General features: G+C 72.1%; 13 protein-coding genes and 1 pseudogene. 8 read left to right on the top strand and 6 right to left on the bottom strand.

The annotated features are described in order from the left end of the window. The 3 genes and pseudogenes from Q5694_RS33755 to Q5694_RS33745 form a co-directional block, all read left to right on the top strand. Positions 1–1,922, top strand: a pseudogene (locus tag Q5694_RS33755) (D-alanyl-D-alanine carboxypeptidase); the annotation flags it as partial. Between the two features lie 196 nt (positions 1,923–2,118). After that, a complete protein-coding gene (locus tag Q5694_RS33750) occupies positions 2,119–4,023 on the top strand; it encodes an MFS transporter (RefSeq protein WP_333937335.1) in 1,905 nt (634 codons plus the stop codon). Positions 4,024–4,251: 228 nt separating this feature from the next. Continuing rightward, the gene (locus Q5694_RS33745) at positions 4,252–5,823 is read left to right on the top strand and encodes a sodium:solute symporter family protein (RefSeq protein ID WP_333937334.1); all 1,572 of its coding nucleotides are present in this window, start codon (positions 4,252–4,254) and stop codon (positions 5,821–5,823) included. Positions 5,824–5,887: 64 nt separating this feature from the next. On the opposite strand, the gene Q5694_RS33740 is transcribed toward Q5694_RS33745, so the two are convergent. From Q5694_RS33740 to Q5694_RS33730, 3 genes are all read right to left on the bottom strand, one after another. Next, positions 5,888–7,003 carry an ADP-ribosylglycohydrolase family protein gene (locus tag Q5694_RS33740; RefSeq protein WP_333937333.1) on the bottom strand — a complete coding sequence of 372 codons (1,116 nt, stop codon included), beginning with the start codon at positions 7,001–7,003 and terminating at the stop codon, positions 5,888–5,890. Between the two features lie 153 nt (positions 7,004–7,156). Continuing rightward, on the bottom strand, positions 7,157–7,756 hold the full coding sequence (locus Q5694_RS33735; protein WP_333937332.1) for a hypothetical protein: 600 nt from the start codon (positions 7,754–7,756) through the stop codon (positions 7,157–7,159). 9 nt (positions 7,757–7,765) lie between these two features. Next, entirely contained in the window at positions 7,766–8,194 is a 429-nt protein-coding gene (locus Q5694_RS33730; RefSeq protein WP_333937331.1) for an ATP-binding protein, read from the bottom strand. A 113-nt stretch (positions 8,195–8,307) separates the two neighbouring features. Here Q5694_RS33730 and Q5694_RS33725 point away from each other — a divergent pair, with 113 nt between their 5' ends. Genes Q5694_RS33725 through Q5694_RS33715 form a run of 3 tightly spaced genes read left to right on the top strand, consistent with a single transcriptional unit; the run spans position 8,308 to position 9,856 of the window. Then, the gene (locus tag Q5694_RS33725; RefSeq protein WP_333937330.1) at positions 8,308–9,120 is read left to right on the top strand and encodes a helix-turn-helix domain-containing protein; all 813 of its coding nucleotides are present in this window, start codon (positions 8,308–8,310) and stop codon (positions 9,118–9,120) included. Continuing rightward, the gene (locus tag Q5694_RS33720; RefSeq protein ID WP_333937329.1) at positions 9,117–9,299 is read left to right on the top strand and encodes a DUF397 domain-containing protein; all 183 of its coding nucleotides are present in this window, start codon (positions 9,117–9,119) and stop codon (positions 9,297–9,299) included. The genes Q5694_RS33725 and Q5694_RS33720 overlap by 4 nt, the downstream gene beginning before the upstream one ends. A 44-nt stretch (positions 9,300–9,343) precedes the next feature. Further along, positions 9,344–9,856 carry a DUF2165 domain-containing protein gene (locus Q5694_RS33715; RefSeq protein WP_333937328.1) on the top strand — a complete coding sequence of 171 codons (513 nt, stop codon included), beginning with the start codon at positions 9,344–9,346 and terminating at the stop codon, positions 9,854–9,856. Here the strand turns inward: Q5694_RS33715 and Q5694_RS33710 are convergent. Both Q5694_RS33710 and Q5694_RS33705 read right to left on the bottom strand, forming a co-directional pair. Further along, positions 9,849–10,415 (bottom strand): hypothetical protein, encoded by a 567-nt coding sequence (locus Q5694_RS33710; protein ID WP_333937327.1) that lies wholly within the window; start codon positions 10,413–10,415, stop codon positions 9,849–9,851. The genes Q5694_RS33715 and Q5694_RS33710 overlap by 8 nt on opposite strands. Positions 10,416–10,501: 86 nt before the next feature. Further along, positions 10,502–11,500: a glycosyltransferase family 2 protein gene (locus tag Q5694_RS33705; RefSeq protein ID WP_333937326.1), complete on the bottom strand. Its 999-nt coding sequence runs from the start codon at positions 11,498–11,500 to the stop codon at positions 10,502–10,504. 126 nt (positions 11,501–11,626) lie between these two features. Between Q5694_RS33705 and Q5694_RS33700 the strand changes: the two genes are divergently transcribed. Then, positions 11,627–12,079: a GtrA family protein gene (locus Q5694_RS33700; protein ID WP_333937325.1), complete on the top strand. Its 453-nt coding sequence runs from the start codon at positions 11,627–11,629 to the stop codon at positions 12,077–12,079. 18 nt (positions 12,080–12,097) lie between these two features. Beyond that, positions 12,098–13,507, top strand: a complete 1,410-nt coding sequence (locus Q5694_RS33695) for a hypothetical protein (protein WP_333937324.1) — start codon at positions 12,098–12,100, stop codon at positions 13,505–13,507. 35 nt (positions 13,508–13,542) lie between these two features. On the opposite strand, the gene Q5694_RS33690 is transcribed toward Q5694_RS33695, so the two are convergent. Beyond that, entirely contained in the window at positions 13,543–16,128 is a 2,586-nt protein-coding gene (locus Q5694_RS33690) for a bifunctional FO biosynthesis protein CofGH (protein ID WP_333937323.1), read from the bottom strand. Between the last annotated feature and the right edge of the window lie 5 nt (positions 16,129–16,133).

Here is a 16,133-nt window from a genome sequence, read left to right as displayed (position 1 = left end):
CGGACGCGGCCCCGGCCGCCGACGCCACCGACCCGGCCGAGGGAGCCACCGCCGGCGACGCCTCCGCCAAGCCCGCCGCCCCCTACGTCGACCAGCCCACCGCCGTCTTCCGGACCGACGGCAAGCCCGCCGCCGGGAGCGCGGGCGAGGCTGCCCCCGAGAACACCGGCAGGGGCGTTGGCGACAGGTCCACCGGGCCGCACGTCGATCAGCCCACCGCCGTGTTCAAGGCCGTGCGGCCGCCGGTCGACCAGGCCACCACGATGCTCAAGCGCGGCGACGCGGCCGGGGACGCCCCCGGGAGCGACCGCAAGGCCGGACCCGACGACGGCCCGAAGGGCACCGCCGGGGCCGCCGCCGGTACCGCGCCCGAGACGGACGTCGAGCGGACCAGCAAGTTCGTCGCGCTCAAGCCGCTGGACGATCCGGCGACGCGGAAGCCGCAGCCGGGGCCGAAGGCGGGCGCGGCGGCAGCCGCGGGCGCGACCACCGCCCCCGGGCGGACCGCACCGGCCGCCCCGGAGCAGAAGGCACCGGCCGCCCCGGCGAAGGACACCCCCGGGCGGAAGGCGTCGCCGGCCGAGGCCACCGCCGCCGTCCCCGTGGTCGGACCCGAGCGGACCACGCAGCAGCCGCTGCCGCCCAAGCCGCCGCTGGACCTGCTGGCCGAGCTGACGAACACCCCGCCGCCCCCGGAGACCCCGCTGCGCACGGCGGTGCGCCGGGTGAAGATCTGGACGCCGATCGCGCTGCTGCTGCTGATCGTCTTCGCGGTCGCGCAGAGCCTGCGCCCCCTGCCGTCGCCCACGCTCGACCTCACCGCGAAGGAGAGCCACACCTTCGAGGGCGGCAAGGTCGACATCCCCTGGCCGGCCGACGGCCAGGCCGCGCTGGACGTCCAGGGGATCGGCACCTTCGGCTCCTCCGGCGAGCAGCGGCCCGTGCCGATCGCCAGTGTCGCCAAGGTCATGACCGCCTACGTCATCCTGCGCGACCACCCGCTCAAGAGCGGCGAGGACGGTCCGAAGATCGGCATCGACCAGGCCGCCGAGGACCAGTCCGACGCCGGGCAGGAGTCCACCGTCGACGTGACCAAGGGCGACAAGATCAGCCAGCGGGAGGCCCTGGAGGGCATCCTGATCGCGTCCGCGAACAACGTGGCGCGGCTGCTCGCCCGCTGGGACGCGGGGTCGGAGAAGGCGTTCGTGCGGAAGATGAACGACGCCGCCGAGGACCTCGGCATGAAGAACTCGACGTACACCGACCCGTCGGGGCTGAACAACACCACCGTCTCCACGGCCGTGGACCAGGTGAAGCTCGCCAAGGCGGCCATGCAGCAGCCCGTGTTCCGCGAGGTCGCGGCGATGATGTCGTACGTCGACTACAAGGGCGTCAAGCACGACAACTGGAACCGTCTGGTCGGCTCCAACAACGTCACCGGCATCAAGACCGGCACCACCACCTCCGCGCTCGGCAACCTCGTGTTCTCCGCCAAGAAGGACGTGAACGGCGAGACGCGGCGGATCATCGGCGCGGTCGTGCGCCAGCCGGCCGGCGGCCCCGACAACACCATCCTCGGCGCCGCCCTGCACGAGGGCGACAAGCTGATCCGGGCCGCGCAGGGCGCGCTGGAGTCGGCGACGATCCTGAAGAAGGGCGAGGTCGTCGGATACGCCGACGACGGTCTCGGCGGCCGTACGCCGGTCGTCGTCACGAAGGACGTCACGGCCGTCGGCTGGGCGGGACTGTCGGTCAAGCTGACGTTTGCCGCGGACGAGCTGCCGCACCAGGCGAAGGCGGGCACGAAGGTGGGCACGCTCACCGTCGGCGACGGATCCAGCAGCGCCGTGAAGGTCCCGGTGGCTCTCCAGCGGGATCTGGTGGAGCCGGGCTTCGCGGACAAGCTGACGCGCATCGGCTGAGCGCGGGCCACGGCCCGCGCACCGCACCCCGTCGGTCGACGGCCCGTCCGGGCCCCGCCCGGCGGGGTGCGTGCTAGCGTCACGAAACGGGGCAGGTCGCCGTGCGCGGCGGCGCGCCGGGGGACCGGGGGACGAACGGTTCACGGCCGGGGAACACGGGCGAGAACAGAAGACGGGACACGGGGAGTGCCTTCGAGTGGCCACTGCGGAGCCGACACGCGCAGACGACGCCGATCCGGGCCCGGTTTCCGGCCCGCGAATAGGCCTGCCCGCAGAACCGGAGCGAACGCCGCGGGAGACCGCGGACCCTGGCGACGGTGACACGACGCCGGGCGGCGGGCACACGACGCCGGGCGGGGACGGCGGAGCGGGGCTGCACCCCGCGGTGCGGGCCGTGCGCGCGCGTATGCTGCGCCACCCGGTCCTGTCGATCACGGGCCTGGCCGCGGTGCTCCACGTCGTCTGGTTCTTCACGTTCGCGAACAGCGGTGGCGATCTGGCCGCGCAGGACGCCTGGGCGGAGTTCGTCGGCCGGCACCCGGACTCGGCGTACAACCTCGCCTGGTACGGCGGTATGCACCCGGTGTCGTACAGCGTGGTGTCGCCGTACCTGATGTCGGTGCTCGGCGTCCGGACGACGATGATGATCGCGGGGACGGTGTCGGCCGGTCTGCTGACGCTGCTGCTGCTGCGCTCCCGTGCGGTCCGCAATCCGCTGTGGGCGTCGCTCGCGGGAGTGTTCGGGCTGTTCTGCAACGCGGTGTCGGGCCGGGTGACCTTCGGCCTGGGCATGATGTTCGCGCTGGGTGCGGTCGCGGTCGTGTTCTGCTGGCCGTACCGGTGGCGGTACAAGCGCTGGGCGAAGGCCCTGTGCGCGGCGCCGCTGGCGGCGCTGGCGACGATGGCGTCACCGGTGGCGGGCCTGTTCGTGGGCCTGGTGGCGGTGGCGTTGTTCCTGCAGAGGCGGCGGCCCGGGGCCTGGGCGCTGGGGTTGGCGCCGAGCGCGGTGGTGGCGCTGTCCGCGTGGCTGTTCCCGTTCTCGGGGACGCAGCCGATGATCTTCGGCTCGGTGCTGCTGCCGCTGGCGTTCTCGGTGCTGGTCCTGGTGCTGGTGCCGCGGGACTGGAAGACGGTCCGGCTGACGGCGGCGGTGTACGGCCTGGGGGTCGTGCTGGTGTGGCTGATCAGCTCCCAGATCGGCTCCAACATCACGCGGCTGGCCATGCTGTTCGCCGGTGTGGCGCTGACCGCCGCACTGCCGTTCACGGTGCCGCGCAGCCGCAAGTGGTACGCGGCCGTGGTCGCCCTGGTCGGTTTCGGCGTGTGGATCGGCTTCAAGACGGTCGACGACATCGTGCACACGGCCCCGGCGGCCTCCTGGTCGCGTGAGCTGGCGCCGCTGGTGAACGAGTTGCAGGAGGTGGGCGCGGAGAAGGGCCGGGTCGAGGTCGTGCCCGCCCGTTCCCACCGCGAGGCCTCCGCCCTGGCGCCGTACGTCAATCTGGCCCGGGGCTGGAACCGGCAGGCCGACATGGAGCGCAACCCGCTCTTCTACGACGACACCCTCAACTCGGCGAACTACCACGAGTGGCTCAAGCGCTGGGCGGTCCACTACGTGGTGCTGCCGAAGGACGAGCCGGACGGCGACGGCGGGGAGCGGGAGCGGGCGCTGGTGCAGCGCGGCCTGCCCTATCTGCGCCAGATCTGGGGCGACGCCAACTGGCAGTTGTTCAAGGTGACGGCGCCCACGCCGCTGGCCGAGCCGAACGCGGTGGTCGACCGGGCCGAGCAGGGCGAGATGGTGCTGCGGGTGAGGAAGCCGGGCCGCGTCCTGGTGCGCGTGCCGTACTCCCCGTGGCTGAGCATCGTCGACGCGGAGGGCAAGAGCCTGAAGCCGCCGCAGGAGACGGAGGCCTCCAAGGACCGTCCCGAGGGCGAGCCGAAGACGTACGTGAACGTCAACGGCTGCCTGGCGGAGACGGAGGAGGACGCGCACGGCGACAGGTGGACGGAGCTGCTCGCGCCGAAGGCGGGCACGTACCGGCTGGCGGCGCCGTACCAGTTCCCGCGTGGGACGCCGTGCCCGGAGGAGCTGCGCTGACCTCGGCGGATCCCGTTCGACCACCGGCACCCCCGGTCTGCCCGACGCAGGCCGGGGGTGCCGTGCATCGGGCCACGGACACCTCTCCATCGTTCATGTAGATGAACGTAGGTCATCTCAGCGAACATCTTTGCCGTCTCTTGACCTTCCTCTTGCTTGCCGTGCGCACGTCACCAAACCCAGAGTTCACATGCCTGACTGTGGCGGCAGCACCGTGGAAGGGGACTCATGAACGGTCTCGACTGGGCCGTGCTCATCGGCTATTTCGCCGTGATGGTCGCGATCGGCGTCTGGTCGCACAAACGCGTGGACAACGTCAGCGACTTCTTCACGGCCGGCGGCAAGATGCCGTGGTGGCTGTCCGGCATCTCGCACCACATGTCGGGCTACAGCGCGGTGATGTTCACCGGGTACGCGGGCATCGCCTACACCTACGGCGTCACGTCCTTCGTCACCTGGTCCTTCCCGATCGCCCTCGGCATCGCCATCGGCTCGAAGCTGTTCGCGCCGCGCATCAACCGGCTGCGCTCCCGGCTGCACGTGGCCTCGCCGCTGGAGTACCTGAAGAACCGCTACGACCTCAAGACGCAGCAGGCGCTGGCCTGGTCGGGCATGCTGCTGAAGATCGTGGACGTGGGCGCGAAGTGGGCGGCGATCGCGACGCTGCTGTCCGTCTTCACGGGCATCTCGCTCAACCAGGGCATCCTCATCACCGGCGGCATCACGGCGATCTACTGCACGATCGGCGGCCTGTGGGCGGACGCGCTGACCGAACTCGGCCAGTTCATCATCCAGTTGCTGGCCGGTGTCGCGATGTTCGTCGCGGTGTTCGTCCGGCTCGACGACCACGGCGGATTCTTCGGCGTCTGGGACTCGCCCGAGCTCCAGGGCCACGAGAAGCCGCTGGTCGGCCCGTACGGCACGGTGTTCCTGCTGGCGTTCCTCTTCATCAAGCTGTTCGAGTACAACGGCGGCATGCTCAACCAGGCGCAGCGCTACATGGCCACGCCGAGCCCGAAGGAGGCGGAGCGCTCGGCCCGGCTGTCGGCGATCCTCTGGCTGGTCTGGCCGCTGGTGCTGTTCTTCCCCATGTGGATGTCCCCGCTGCTGGTCGAGTCGCAGAAGACGGACGGCTCGGACTCCTACGCGCTGATGACCGAGCAGCTCCTGCCGCACGGCCTGCTTGGCCTGGTCATCGTCGGGTTCTTCTCCCACACGATGGCCATGTGCTCCTCGGACGCCAACGCCATCGCGGCCGTGTTCACCCGGGACTGCGCGCCGGTGATCTGGGCACGGGCCCGGGCGTGGAACCAGAGCCAGGGGCTGCGGGTCGCCCGGATCGCCACGGTGGTCTTCCTCGGCCTGTCGATGGCGGCGGCCACCCAGGTCAACTCCCCCGCGTTCAAGGACATCATCACCGTCGTCATCAAGTGGGTGGCCGGTCTGATGGGGCCCATGGCGATCCCGATGATGCTGGGCCTGCTGCGGGCGTTCCGCCGTTCCGGCCCCACCGCGGCACTGGTCAGCTGGTCGATGGGCCTGTTCGCCTTCTGGCTGGTGAACTACCCGATCCACTGGAACGTCGAGGGCGGTGTGCCGCTCCAGTACCAGGTGTCGATCCCGCTGGCGGTCTCCCTGGTGCTGTACGTCCTGGTCGGCTACATCAAGCCGGAGGACACCCCCGAGCGCCTCGCGCTCATCGAGAAGATCAACACGGACGGGGACGGAGCGGCGGCGGCCGCGGTGCCGGCTCCGGCCGGGCCGGTGGACGAGGCGGTGCGCACGACGGTCCGCGAATGACGGGCGGCGTGACGCACGGGGGCGGGGTGACGGCCGGCGGTCGGCCGCGCTGCCGGGAGGCCGCTCAGGCCCGCGGGTAGCGGGCCAGCCACCCCGGGGAGGAGCCGCCGGGCCCGTGCAGGGCGGACCCCTGGGTCATCTCCATGGCGAAGTCGTCGGCCAGCTCCAGGATCGTGGGGCGGCCCTCCAGCTCGGCCAGCCAAGCCGGCGGGAGGGCCGTCTCCCCGTGCAGGGCACCCAGCAGACCGCCGGTCAGGGCGGCGGTGGCGGCGGACGGGCCGTCGTGGTTGACGGCCAGGCACAGTCCGTGCCGGACGTCGGCGGCGACGAGCGCGCAGTACACGGCGGCGCCGACGAGCCCCTCCGCCGTCCCGGGCCCGCTCAGCTCGGCCACGCGCTCCGGCCCGGGCATGCCCTGGCGGACGGCCCCGAGCGCCTGCTGCAGTGCCTCGGACACCGGCTCGTGCCCGGGGCGGGCCGCCAGCAGGGCGAAGGTGCGCTGCACCGCGGCGTCCAGGCTCTCCCCGAGGGCCAGCGCGTGCACGAGCAGGGCGTACGCGCCCGCCGCGAGACAGGCCACCGGGGAACCGTGGGTCTGCGCGGCGCACTCCACGGCGAGCTGGGCGACGAGCTGCGGCTCCCAGCCGACGAGCAGCCCGAACGGAGCCGACCGCGCCGCGGCCTCCGGCCCGTTCTCCCCGGGGTTCTTGGGCGCCTCCAGGGTGCCCATCGTCTCGTCCCCGAGCCCGAGCAGCAGGGCGCGGCCGGGGTTGCGCCGGGCGTACAGCCACTCCTCGCGGGCCAGCCACCCGTCGTCCTTGCGGCGCTCGTCGGGGCCCCAGTCCCGCTGGGTGGCGGCCCAGCGCAGGTACGCCCGGTGCAGGTCGGTGGGTGGGTGCCAGGCACCGGTGTCCCGCCGCACCTGGGCGCGGATCAGGCCGTCGACGGAGAACAGGGTGAGCTGCGTCAGGTGCGTGACGGCTCCGCGTCTGCCGTGGGCGGGGGCGAGGTCCAGCAGCCCTTCCGCGCCGTGCGCCTCCCGGATCTGCTCGATGCCCAGGTTGTCGACCGGCGCGCCGAGGGCGTCCCCGACGGCCGCGCCGAGCAGTGTCCCGCGCACCCGGCTGCGGAAGTCCTGCTGCTCCGTACGGCCCCAGACGGCACCGGCAGTCGCACCCACCTCGACCTCCCAGGGCACCGTCCAGACGTACGACGCTCAGCACTGTAATCGAACGACGACGGCGGGCTCAGGGCCGCAACGGTATGGGAGAAGTGCCGGGAGGGACCCGAGTGGCCGGGTATCAGCCGTACCGGGTCGCCCCCCGGCTGCGGGTCATGACGGGCCGCGGCCCGGGCTCGAGAAGACGTGGAAGAAGGTGTTGGCGTCGGTGGAGTAGGGGGACGGCTCGCCGGCCTCCGTCGTGATGCCCAGGTCGCGGCGCATCGCCTCCCTCGCAGCGGCGATCAGCGTCCACACGGCGTGCTGCGCCTCGGCGGCCGACCGGAGCGTCTCACCCGGTCGCGGGTTGCCCTGCTCCAGGCGTTTGACCTGCCCGTAGACCGCGTTCAGCGCCCCGTTCACCGCACGCGCCGGGTCGACCACCGCGTCGGGCGCGACCATCAGTGCCTCGGACCAGCGGTCGCGGTAGGTGTCCTTGGCCGCCTCCAGCGCCTGGACGTCCTCCTCGCCCACCGCGCGGTCCCGCATGACGTACAGGTGCCGGCTGAGCGCCGTGCAGAACTGGCGCGCGTCGCGGTGCAGTTCCGTGTAGCAGCGGCGCCGCAGCTCACGGTCCTCGCGCTCCTCCTGGAGCGCCTGACTCATCTCCAGCTCACGCCGCTTGGCCTTGTCGGCACCCCGCTGGGTGAGCAGCGCTCCCCCGAGCGTCCCTGCCACACCGGCCACGGCTATCACGACCGCCCCCACGTCCATCCGACCACCCTAGACAGGTCCGAGCGCGAGTTCGGCCCACACCGTCTTCGCTCCGGCCGGCGCCCCGCTCACGCCCCAGCGGTCCGCGTACGCGCGCACGATGACCATGCCGCGGCCCCCTTCCGCGTCCTCCCCCACCGGATCGGGGAGGCACGGGACCCGGTCGCCCCGGGCGTCGGTGACCTCGATGCGGAGCGTGCGGCCGGGACGCAGTTCCAGCACCAGCCGGAAGTCCCTGCCCGGTACGCGCCCGTGCAGCACGGCGTTGGACGCCAGTTCCGCCACCACCTGGGCCGCGGCCGCGTACGGCTCGCCCCAGTCGTCCAGTTGGCGTTCGGTCAGCAGGCGGGCCAGGCGCGCGCCCCTGCGGGTGGCGGACAGCCGCACCGTGAACTGACGCGTCCGAGCCGGGACTTGCAGGGTGAATCTCTGACTCATGTCACCCAGGGTGGTCGCACGGTCCCTACTCTGAACAGCCATGACCCCGGTACGGAGCGTGACTGTACGGACACCGCACGGGGTCGTACGGCTCGTACGTCAGGAGGGAAGGCGTGGAGGACGAGGAAGCGGCGGCCGTACTCAGGGCGGTCGGGCGGCAGATCAGGATGTGGCGGGAGGCCGCCGGGCTGAAGCAGGCGGAGCTGGGCACGGCCATCGGTTACGGGGAGGAGATGGTCTCGTCGGTGGAGCGGGCACGGCGCGTGCCGAAGCCGGACTTCCTCGACAAGGCGGACGAGGTCCTCGCCGCGGGCGGCAAGCTCTCGGCGATGAAGGAGGACGTGGAGAAGGCCCGGTACCCCAAGAAGGTCCGCGACCTGGCGAAGCTGGAGGACGAGGCCGTCGAGCTGGGTGCGTACGACAACCATCAGATTCACGGGCTCCTCCAGACCCCCGAATACGCCCAGGCGCTGTACGCCATGCGGCGACCGGCCTTCACGGAGGACGAGATCGAGCGACATGTCGCGGCGCGCATGGCACGCAAGGCCGTGTTCGATCGCGTGCCACGCCCGCTCATCACCTTTGTCCAGGAAGAGACGACGTTGCGGCGGCCCGTCGGCGGCAGAATGGTGCTCCGCCGGCAGCTCGAACACCTGCTGGACATCGCCAAGTTGCGGCACGTGTCGATTCAGATCATGCCGACGGACCAGGAGGATCACGCGGGCATGGCGGGCCCGTTCCGGGTGCTGAAGCTCCCGGAGGGAAAGACGCTGGGTCACTTCGAGGCCCAGCTGCACAATCGCGTGATCAGCGACCCGAAGGACGCCCAGATCCTCGACATGCGCTATGGAATGATCCGGGCCCAGGCCCTCTCGCCTCAGGAGTCCCTGGCCTTCATCGACAAAGTTCTGGGAGATGCGACGTGACCACCGAACTGCACTGGTTCAAGAGCAGCTACAGCAGCAACGACGGCCCCGACTGCGTCGAGATAGCCCTGGCCCGGACGGCCGTCCACGTGCGGGATTCGAAGGACGCCGGCGGTGCCCGTCTGGCGTTCACGGACGACGCCTGGTCGGCGTTCCTCGCGTTCGCCTCGGAACGCTGAACCCACGGAGATACCGGCGGCCGTGTGCGGGGAGAATGATCGTCATGGCCACCTCATCAACGTCACGCGGCGGACTGTCACTTGCCGCCACGCTGCTCACCGCCACCATCGCCCTCTACATGGCTCTCGTCGCCTTCGGGAACATCACCGACTTCGGGACCAACCAGCAGTTCGTCCGCCATGTGCTGGCCATGGACACCACGTTCAGGGACGAGGACCTGATGTGGCGGGCCGTCACCAGCACGGCGCTGCAGGACACCGCCTACGTGCTGATCATCGTGTGGGAGACCGTCGCCGCGCTCGTGCTCGTCTACGGGACGTGGCTGTGGGCCCGGCGCGACGCCGCGGCGGCCCGGCGGATGTCGACGTACGGGCTGCTGATGGTGATGCTGCTGTTCGGCGTCGGGTTCATCGCCATCGGCGGCGAGTGGTTCTCGATGTGGCAGTCGAAGACCTGGAACGGGCTCGACGCCGCCACCCGGATCTTCCTGTTCAGCGGGGTCGTGCTGATCGTCAACCAGCTGACGGCCCTGCGGACGGAGCGGTCCGCTACCTGACCACGACCACGGTCGTGCCGACCGTGCCGAACGCCCACAGTGCCGTGCCGTCCGCCTTCTTCATCCGCACGCCGCCCGTCTGCGTGCCGGAGGCGGCCGGCGGCGGCGACGCCCCGTCGACCGCGTTGGAGAAGGCGACGGACACGCCGGACTTCGCCGTGAAGTACAGGATGTGCTCGATCTCGACGCCGTCCGAACCGGTCGTCGCGCGGTTGCGGGAGGAGATCGTGTACGTGCCGGGGTCGGGGTCGACCGTCCCCGGCCAGACGGTGAACGTACGGCGGGTCGCGTCGCTGGCGTCGACCAGCCAGACGCGCTCGTCGTCCAGCGCGTACACGATGCGCCGGCCGGTGCCGGAGCCGTCGGGCACCTTCGCCGGTTCCTGCGCCGTGGGCGTGGGTGTGGGCGTGGGCCGCGCGGTCGCCGGGGTGCTCGGCTTCGCCGCGGAGGCGGTGGGGTGCGGGCCGCGGTCCGCCTGCACGCCCAGGACCGTCACCGCGGCTATCGCTCCCACGGTCAGCCCGGTCACCCAGGCCCACGAAGGGATTCGGGCAGGCACCGGCACGCATCTCCTCAGTCACGGGACCCCGGACAGCATCGGGGTTCCGATCATCGTACTGCGCGCGGGCCGCTCCCCCTGCGGCCTCAGGGGCCGTCGGCCGTCTTGCGCACGGGGACCGGACCGGTGCCGGCGCCCCGGGCCGTGTAGCGCGGGGTGCGGGCGGGGGCCGGGTAGGCGAGGTGCACCAGCCGGGTCTGCTCCTGGCGCATGTGCGTGAGCGACTCGAGGATGTAGCCGGACAGCAGCACCAGCGCGGCGATCGTCATGATCGCGGCGGCCAGGATCGCGGTCGGCACGCGGGGCACGGTGCCCGTCTCGACGAAGTCGGCGATGACCGGGATGCCGAGGATCACCGAGACCAGGGCCAGCACCCCCGCGATGAGGGTGTGCACCAGAGAGGGGCGTTCGCGGCGCGCGAGGTCGAGGATGACCCGCAGGATGCGCCAGCCGTCGCGGTAGGTGCGCAGCTTGCTCTCGCCGCCGGCGGGCCGGACCCGGTAGTCCACGGGCACCTCCGCGGTGGGCAGCCTCAGGTGCAGCGCGTGGATGGTCATCTCGGTCTCGGTCTCGAACTCCCGGGCCAGCGCCGGGAAGGACTTCACGAACCGCCGTGAGAACACCCGGTAGCCGCTGAGCATGTCGGTCACGTCGTTGCCGAACAGCGAGCGCACGGCCCCGGTGAGCACCTTGTTGCCGACGGCGTGCCCGGCCCGGTAGGCACCGTCCACCGTCACCCGTCGGGCGCCGACGACCTGGTCGTAGGGTCCCTCGAAGAGCAGGTCGACCAGGTCCCGGGCGCGGGAGGCGTCGTAGGTGTCGTCGCCGTCGATGATGAGCAGGGCGTCGGCGTCGACGTCGGCGAAGGCGCGGCGGATGACGTTGCCCTTGCCCTTGCGGGGTTCCTCGCGGACCACCGCGCCGGCAGCCCGGGCGACCTCGACCGTGCGGTCGGTGGAGGCGTTGTCGTACACGTAGATCACGGCCTCGGGCAGGGTGGCGCGCAGGTCGCGGACCACCTTGGCGACGGCCGCCTCCTCGTTGTGACACGGCACGACACACGCGATCGTCGGTTCCACTGCCACTCCCACTCCTCGCCACTCGTCGCCCGCAGCGCTGTCGGATAGTAGGAAATGATGCGATATGCGCGAGCCCCCGGAGCGAGGGCACGCCGGGTGGCTACCCTCCCTTTCGTGCCGGTTCCTCCCTCTGTGACCAGCTCCGTGCGCCACGCCGTGCAGGGCATCTGGCGCGAAGCCGCCAAGTTCGGCGTCGTGGGCGCGCTGGCGTTCGTCGTCGACAACGGCGGGTACAACCTGCTCGTCTTCGGGCTGCCCGGCGGTGCGCGGGGCGGGCCGATGAGCGCCTCCCCGGTCCAGGCGTCGGTCGTCGCGACCTGCGCCGCCGCGCTGTTCAGCTGGGCCGGCAACCGCTACTGGACCTACCGCGACCGGCACCGCGACAAGGTGACCCGCGAACTCGTCCTGTTCCTCGTCGCCAACGGCGTGGGGCTCGCCATCACCGCCGGGACCGTCTTCGCCTCCCGGCACCTGCTCGGCCTGGACTCCGCGCTCAGCGACAACACGGCCCGCATCCTCGGCTGGGCGCTCGCGACCCTGTTCCGCTTCTACGCCTACCGGCGCTACGTCTTCGTCGCACCCTGAGCCGTTAGCATCCGGCACATGGGACAAATGGGATGGATGCCCCGGACGCGGCACTGGGGCCAGGTCCTGGCCGTCGTCGCCGCCGTGTGCTGCCTGGCCACGATCCTCGTCTTCGCGCCCGGCTTCCTGAGTCCCGACAGTCTCGACCAGCTCCGGCAGGCCGAGGGGAGGAAGCCGCTGACGGACTGGCACCCGCCCGTGCTGAGCCTGGTGTGGCGGGCGCTCATCGCGGTGACCGGCACCCTCACCGCGATGCTCGTCGTCCAGTCGCTGGTGCTGTGGGGGGCGTTGTGGGTGCTGGCCCGGTGCGTGTGGGACCTGACCGGCAGGCGCGGCGCGTCGCTGGCCGTGCTCGCCATCGGCCTGGCCCCGTACGTGCTGACGTTCGCCGGGGTGGTGTGGAAGGACGTCCACGCGGCCCAGGCGCTGCTCGCCGCGTGCGCGGTCGCCTTCGCGGGCCTGCGGATCCGGGACCGGGACGTCCGCCCCGCCGTGCGGTGGGGGCTGCTCTGGCTGGGCGTGCTGTTCCTCGCCTACGCCATGCTCGTGCGCAAGAACGCCTTCCTCGCCGCGCTGCCCGTCTTCGCCCTGCTCGTCCTCGCGCTGTGGCGCGGCCCCGGACGCGGCACATGGGTGCGGTGCACGGCCGCGCTCGCCGCCGCCCTGGTCGTGCCGGCCGCCGCCATCTCCCTGTTCGCCCAGCCGCTGCAGACGAAGCAGGGCGCGCAGATCATGCTCGACGACCTCGTGCACGTGCTGCGGGTGGACGAGCTGCGCTCGGCGGACGTCTCCCCCGCCCTGCGGGACCGGCTCGTGGCCTCCGCCCGCGAGTGCGAGCGCATCGGGGCCCTGTCGGACGCCTACTGGGCGTGCTACGAACGGCCGGCCGACGGCCTGCGCGGCGACTCGGGCGAGATCACCTCCCTGTGGCTGCGGGAGATGCGCGGGCACCTGCCGCAGTACCTCCAGTACCGGCTGCGGCTGTTCGCGGCGCTGCTGTTCGAGACCGGCTACCCCTACAAGGCGGGCATCACCCGCAACGACCTGGGCATCGAGGTGGCGCACCCCCGCCTGGAGGACATGCTCGGCTCGTACGTGAAGGGCATGGTCGCCGACCTGCCCTGGCTGTTCCGCGGCTGGTTCTGGCTGGCCGTCGCGCTGGTACTGGCCGTCCGGCCCGGCCGGGGCACCTTCGCCACGCCGGTCCGGGTCCTGGGCGTCAGCGCGGCGGCCTACATCCTCGGCTACCTGCCGATCATGCCCGCGACGGACTTCCGCTACGTCTACTGGCCGGCGATCGCCGGCACCCTCGGTCTGCTGCTGCTCCGGGCGGGCCGGGGCGCGCCCGCGCCGCGGCGCACACCCCCCGGCGCCATGGCCGGCCGCCCCCTGACGGAACACCAGCCGGCGGACGCCCCAGGCCGGTAGGGCCCGTCCGCCGGCCGGTCCGGTCCGGCGGCCCTTCAGTCCAGTACCGGGAGCAGCTCCGGCAGGTGCCCGTCGGACGCCGCCGCCGCCCGCTGCCGCTCCTCGGGCACCGCCCCGTACAGGGTGGTGCGGGGCCGCGCGGGGCGCCCGGCCGCGTCCGCCACCGCGACCAGGTCCTTGACCGACTTGTACGAGCCGTACGAGGAGCCCGCCATGCGGGAGATGGTCTCCTCCATGAGGGTCCCGCCGAGGTCGTTCGCGCCCGAGCGCAGCATCTCGGCCGCGCCCTCGGTGCCGAGCTTCACCCAGCTGGTCTGGATGTTGGGGATGTGCGGGTGCAGCAGCAGCCGGGCCATGGCCGTCACCGCGCGGTTGTCCCGCACGGTCGGGCCCGGGCGGGCGATCCCGGCGAGGTAGACCGGCGCGTTGGTGTGCACGAACGGCAGCGTCACGAACTCGGTGAAACCGCCCGTGCGCTGCTGGATGCCCGCGAGGGTGCGCAGGTGGCCGAGCCAGTGGCGGGGCTGGTCGACATGGCCGTACATCATCGTGGAGGACGAACGGATGCCCAGCTCGTGGGCCGTCGTCACGACGTCGATCCAGTCGGCGGCGGGCAGTTTGCCCTTGGTGAGGATCCAGCGGACCTCGTCGTCGAGGATCTCGGCGGCCGTGCCCGGGATGGTGTCCAGGCCCGCTTCCTTCGCCGCCGACAGCCACTCGCGCACCGACATGCCCGTGCGGGTCGCGCCGTTGACGACCTCCATCGGGGAGAAGGCGTGCACGTGCATGCCGGGGACGCGTTCCTTCACGGCCCGGGCGATGTCGAAGTAGGCCGTGCCGGGCAGGTCCGGGTGGATGCCGCCCTGCATGCAGACCTCCACCGCCCCCACGTCCCACGCCTGCTGGGCCCGGTCGGCGACCTGGTCCAGGGAGAGGGTGTAGGCGTCGGCGTCGGTGCGGCGCTGGGCGAAGGCGCAGAAACGGCAGCCGGTGTAGCAGACGTTGGTGAAGTTGATGTTGCGCGTGACGATGTAGGTGACGTCGTCGCCCACGGCCGACTTCCGCACGTCGTCGGCGACCCGGGCCAGGGCGTCCAGGGCCGGGCCGTCCGCGTGCAGCAGGGCCAGCGCCTCGTCGTCGGTGAGCTTCGTCGGATCGTCGGCGGCCGTGCGCAGCGCCTGCCGTACGTCGGTGTCGATGCGCTCGGGTGCCATGCCCGGGGCGGCGGCCTCGCGCAGGGCACCCCAGTCGCCGTACACCTCGTCGAAGTCGTCCCGGCGGTCCGACGTACGGCCCTCGGTGTCGATCGAGGAGTGCAGGTCCGTGCGGCCGGAGGCGGTGAAGACCTCCTCCGGCTCCTGCCACGGCAGCCCCCGCGGGAGGGCGTCGGGGCGGGCGAGGCCGGTCTCCGGGTCGGCGAGGGCCGCCACGTGCGGGCGCAGCCGCGGGTCGAGCCAGGGCTCGCCGCGCCGCACGAACTCCGGGTAGACGCACAGGCGTTCCCGCAGCTCGAACCCGGCCGCGCGGGACTTCTCGGCGAGCTGCTCGATCTGCGGCCAGGGGCGCTCGGGGTTGACGTGGTCGATGGTGAGCGGGGAGACGCCGCCCCAGTCGTCGATGCCGGCGGCGATCAGCCGCTCGTACTCGCCGTCGACGAGGTTGGGCGGGGCCTGGATGTTGCCGCCCGGGCCCATGAGGAGGCGGGCGACGGCCACCGCGGCGACCAGTTCGTCCAGTTCCGCGTCGGGCATGCCGCGCATCGCGGTGTCCGGCTTGGCGCGGAAGTTCTGGATGATCAGCTCCTGCACGCCGTGGTAGGCCCGGGAGACCTTGCGCAGCGCGAACAGCGACTCGGCGCGCTCCTCGTAGGTCTCGCCGATGCCTATGAGCAGCCCGGAGGTGAAGGGGACGGAGGAGCGCCCGGCGTCCTCGAGGACGCGCAGGCGGACGGCGGGTTCCTTGTCGGGCGAACCGTGGTGGGGGCCGCCCGGCTCCGACCACAGGCGCGTCGCGGTGGTCTCCAGCATCATGCCCATGCTGGGCGCGACCGGCTTGAGCCGCTGGAAGTCGGACCAGCTCATCACGCCCGGGTTGAGGTGGGGCAGCAGGCCCGTCTCCTCCAGGATCCGCACGGAGACGGCACGGACGTAGGCGAGGGTGTCGTCGTAGCCGTGCGCGTCGAGCCACTCGCGCGCCTCCGGCCAGCGGTCCTCGGGCTTGTCGCCGAGGGTGATGAGCGCTTCCTTGCAGCCGAGGGCGGCGCCCTTGCGGGCGATGTCCAGCACCTCGTCCGGGGACATGAACATCCCGTGCCCGGCGCGGCGCAGCTTGCCGGGCACGGTGACGAACGTGCAGTAGTGGCACTTGTCCCGGCACAGCCGCGTCAGGGGGACGAAGACGCTCTTGGAGTACGTGATGACACCGGGCCGGCCGGCCGCCTCCAGGCCCGCGTCCCGCACCCGGGCCGCGGAGGCGGACAGGTCCCGCAGGTGCTCACCGCGGGCCTGGAGCAGGACCGCCGCCTCGGTCACGTCGAGCGAGACGCCGTCCCTGGCCCGTTTCAGGGCGCGACGCAGGGAGTTCTCGGTGGGTCCGGTTCCGGAGGTCGCGGCAGTCGTCATCCTTC

Origin of the sequence: Streptomyces sp. AHA2 (assembly GCF_036857595.1) — a bacterium.
In the GTDB taxonomy this organism is placed as follows: Bacteria; Actinomycetota; Actinomycetes; order Streptomycetales; family Streptomycetaceae; genus Streptomyces.
The sequence above is the reverse complement of the archived record's forward strand: the minus strand, read 5'-3'. Positions and strand labels throughout refer to the sequence as shown.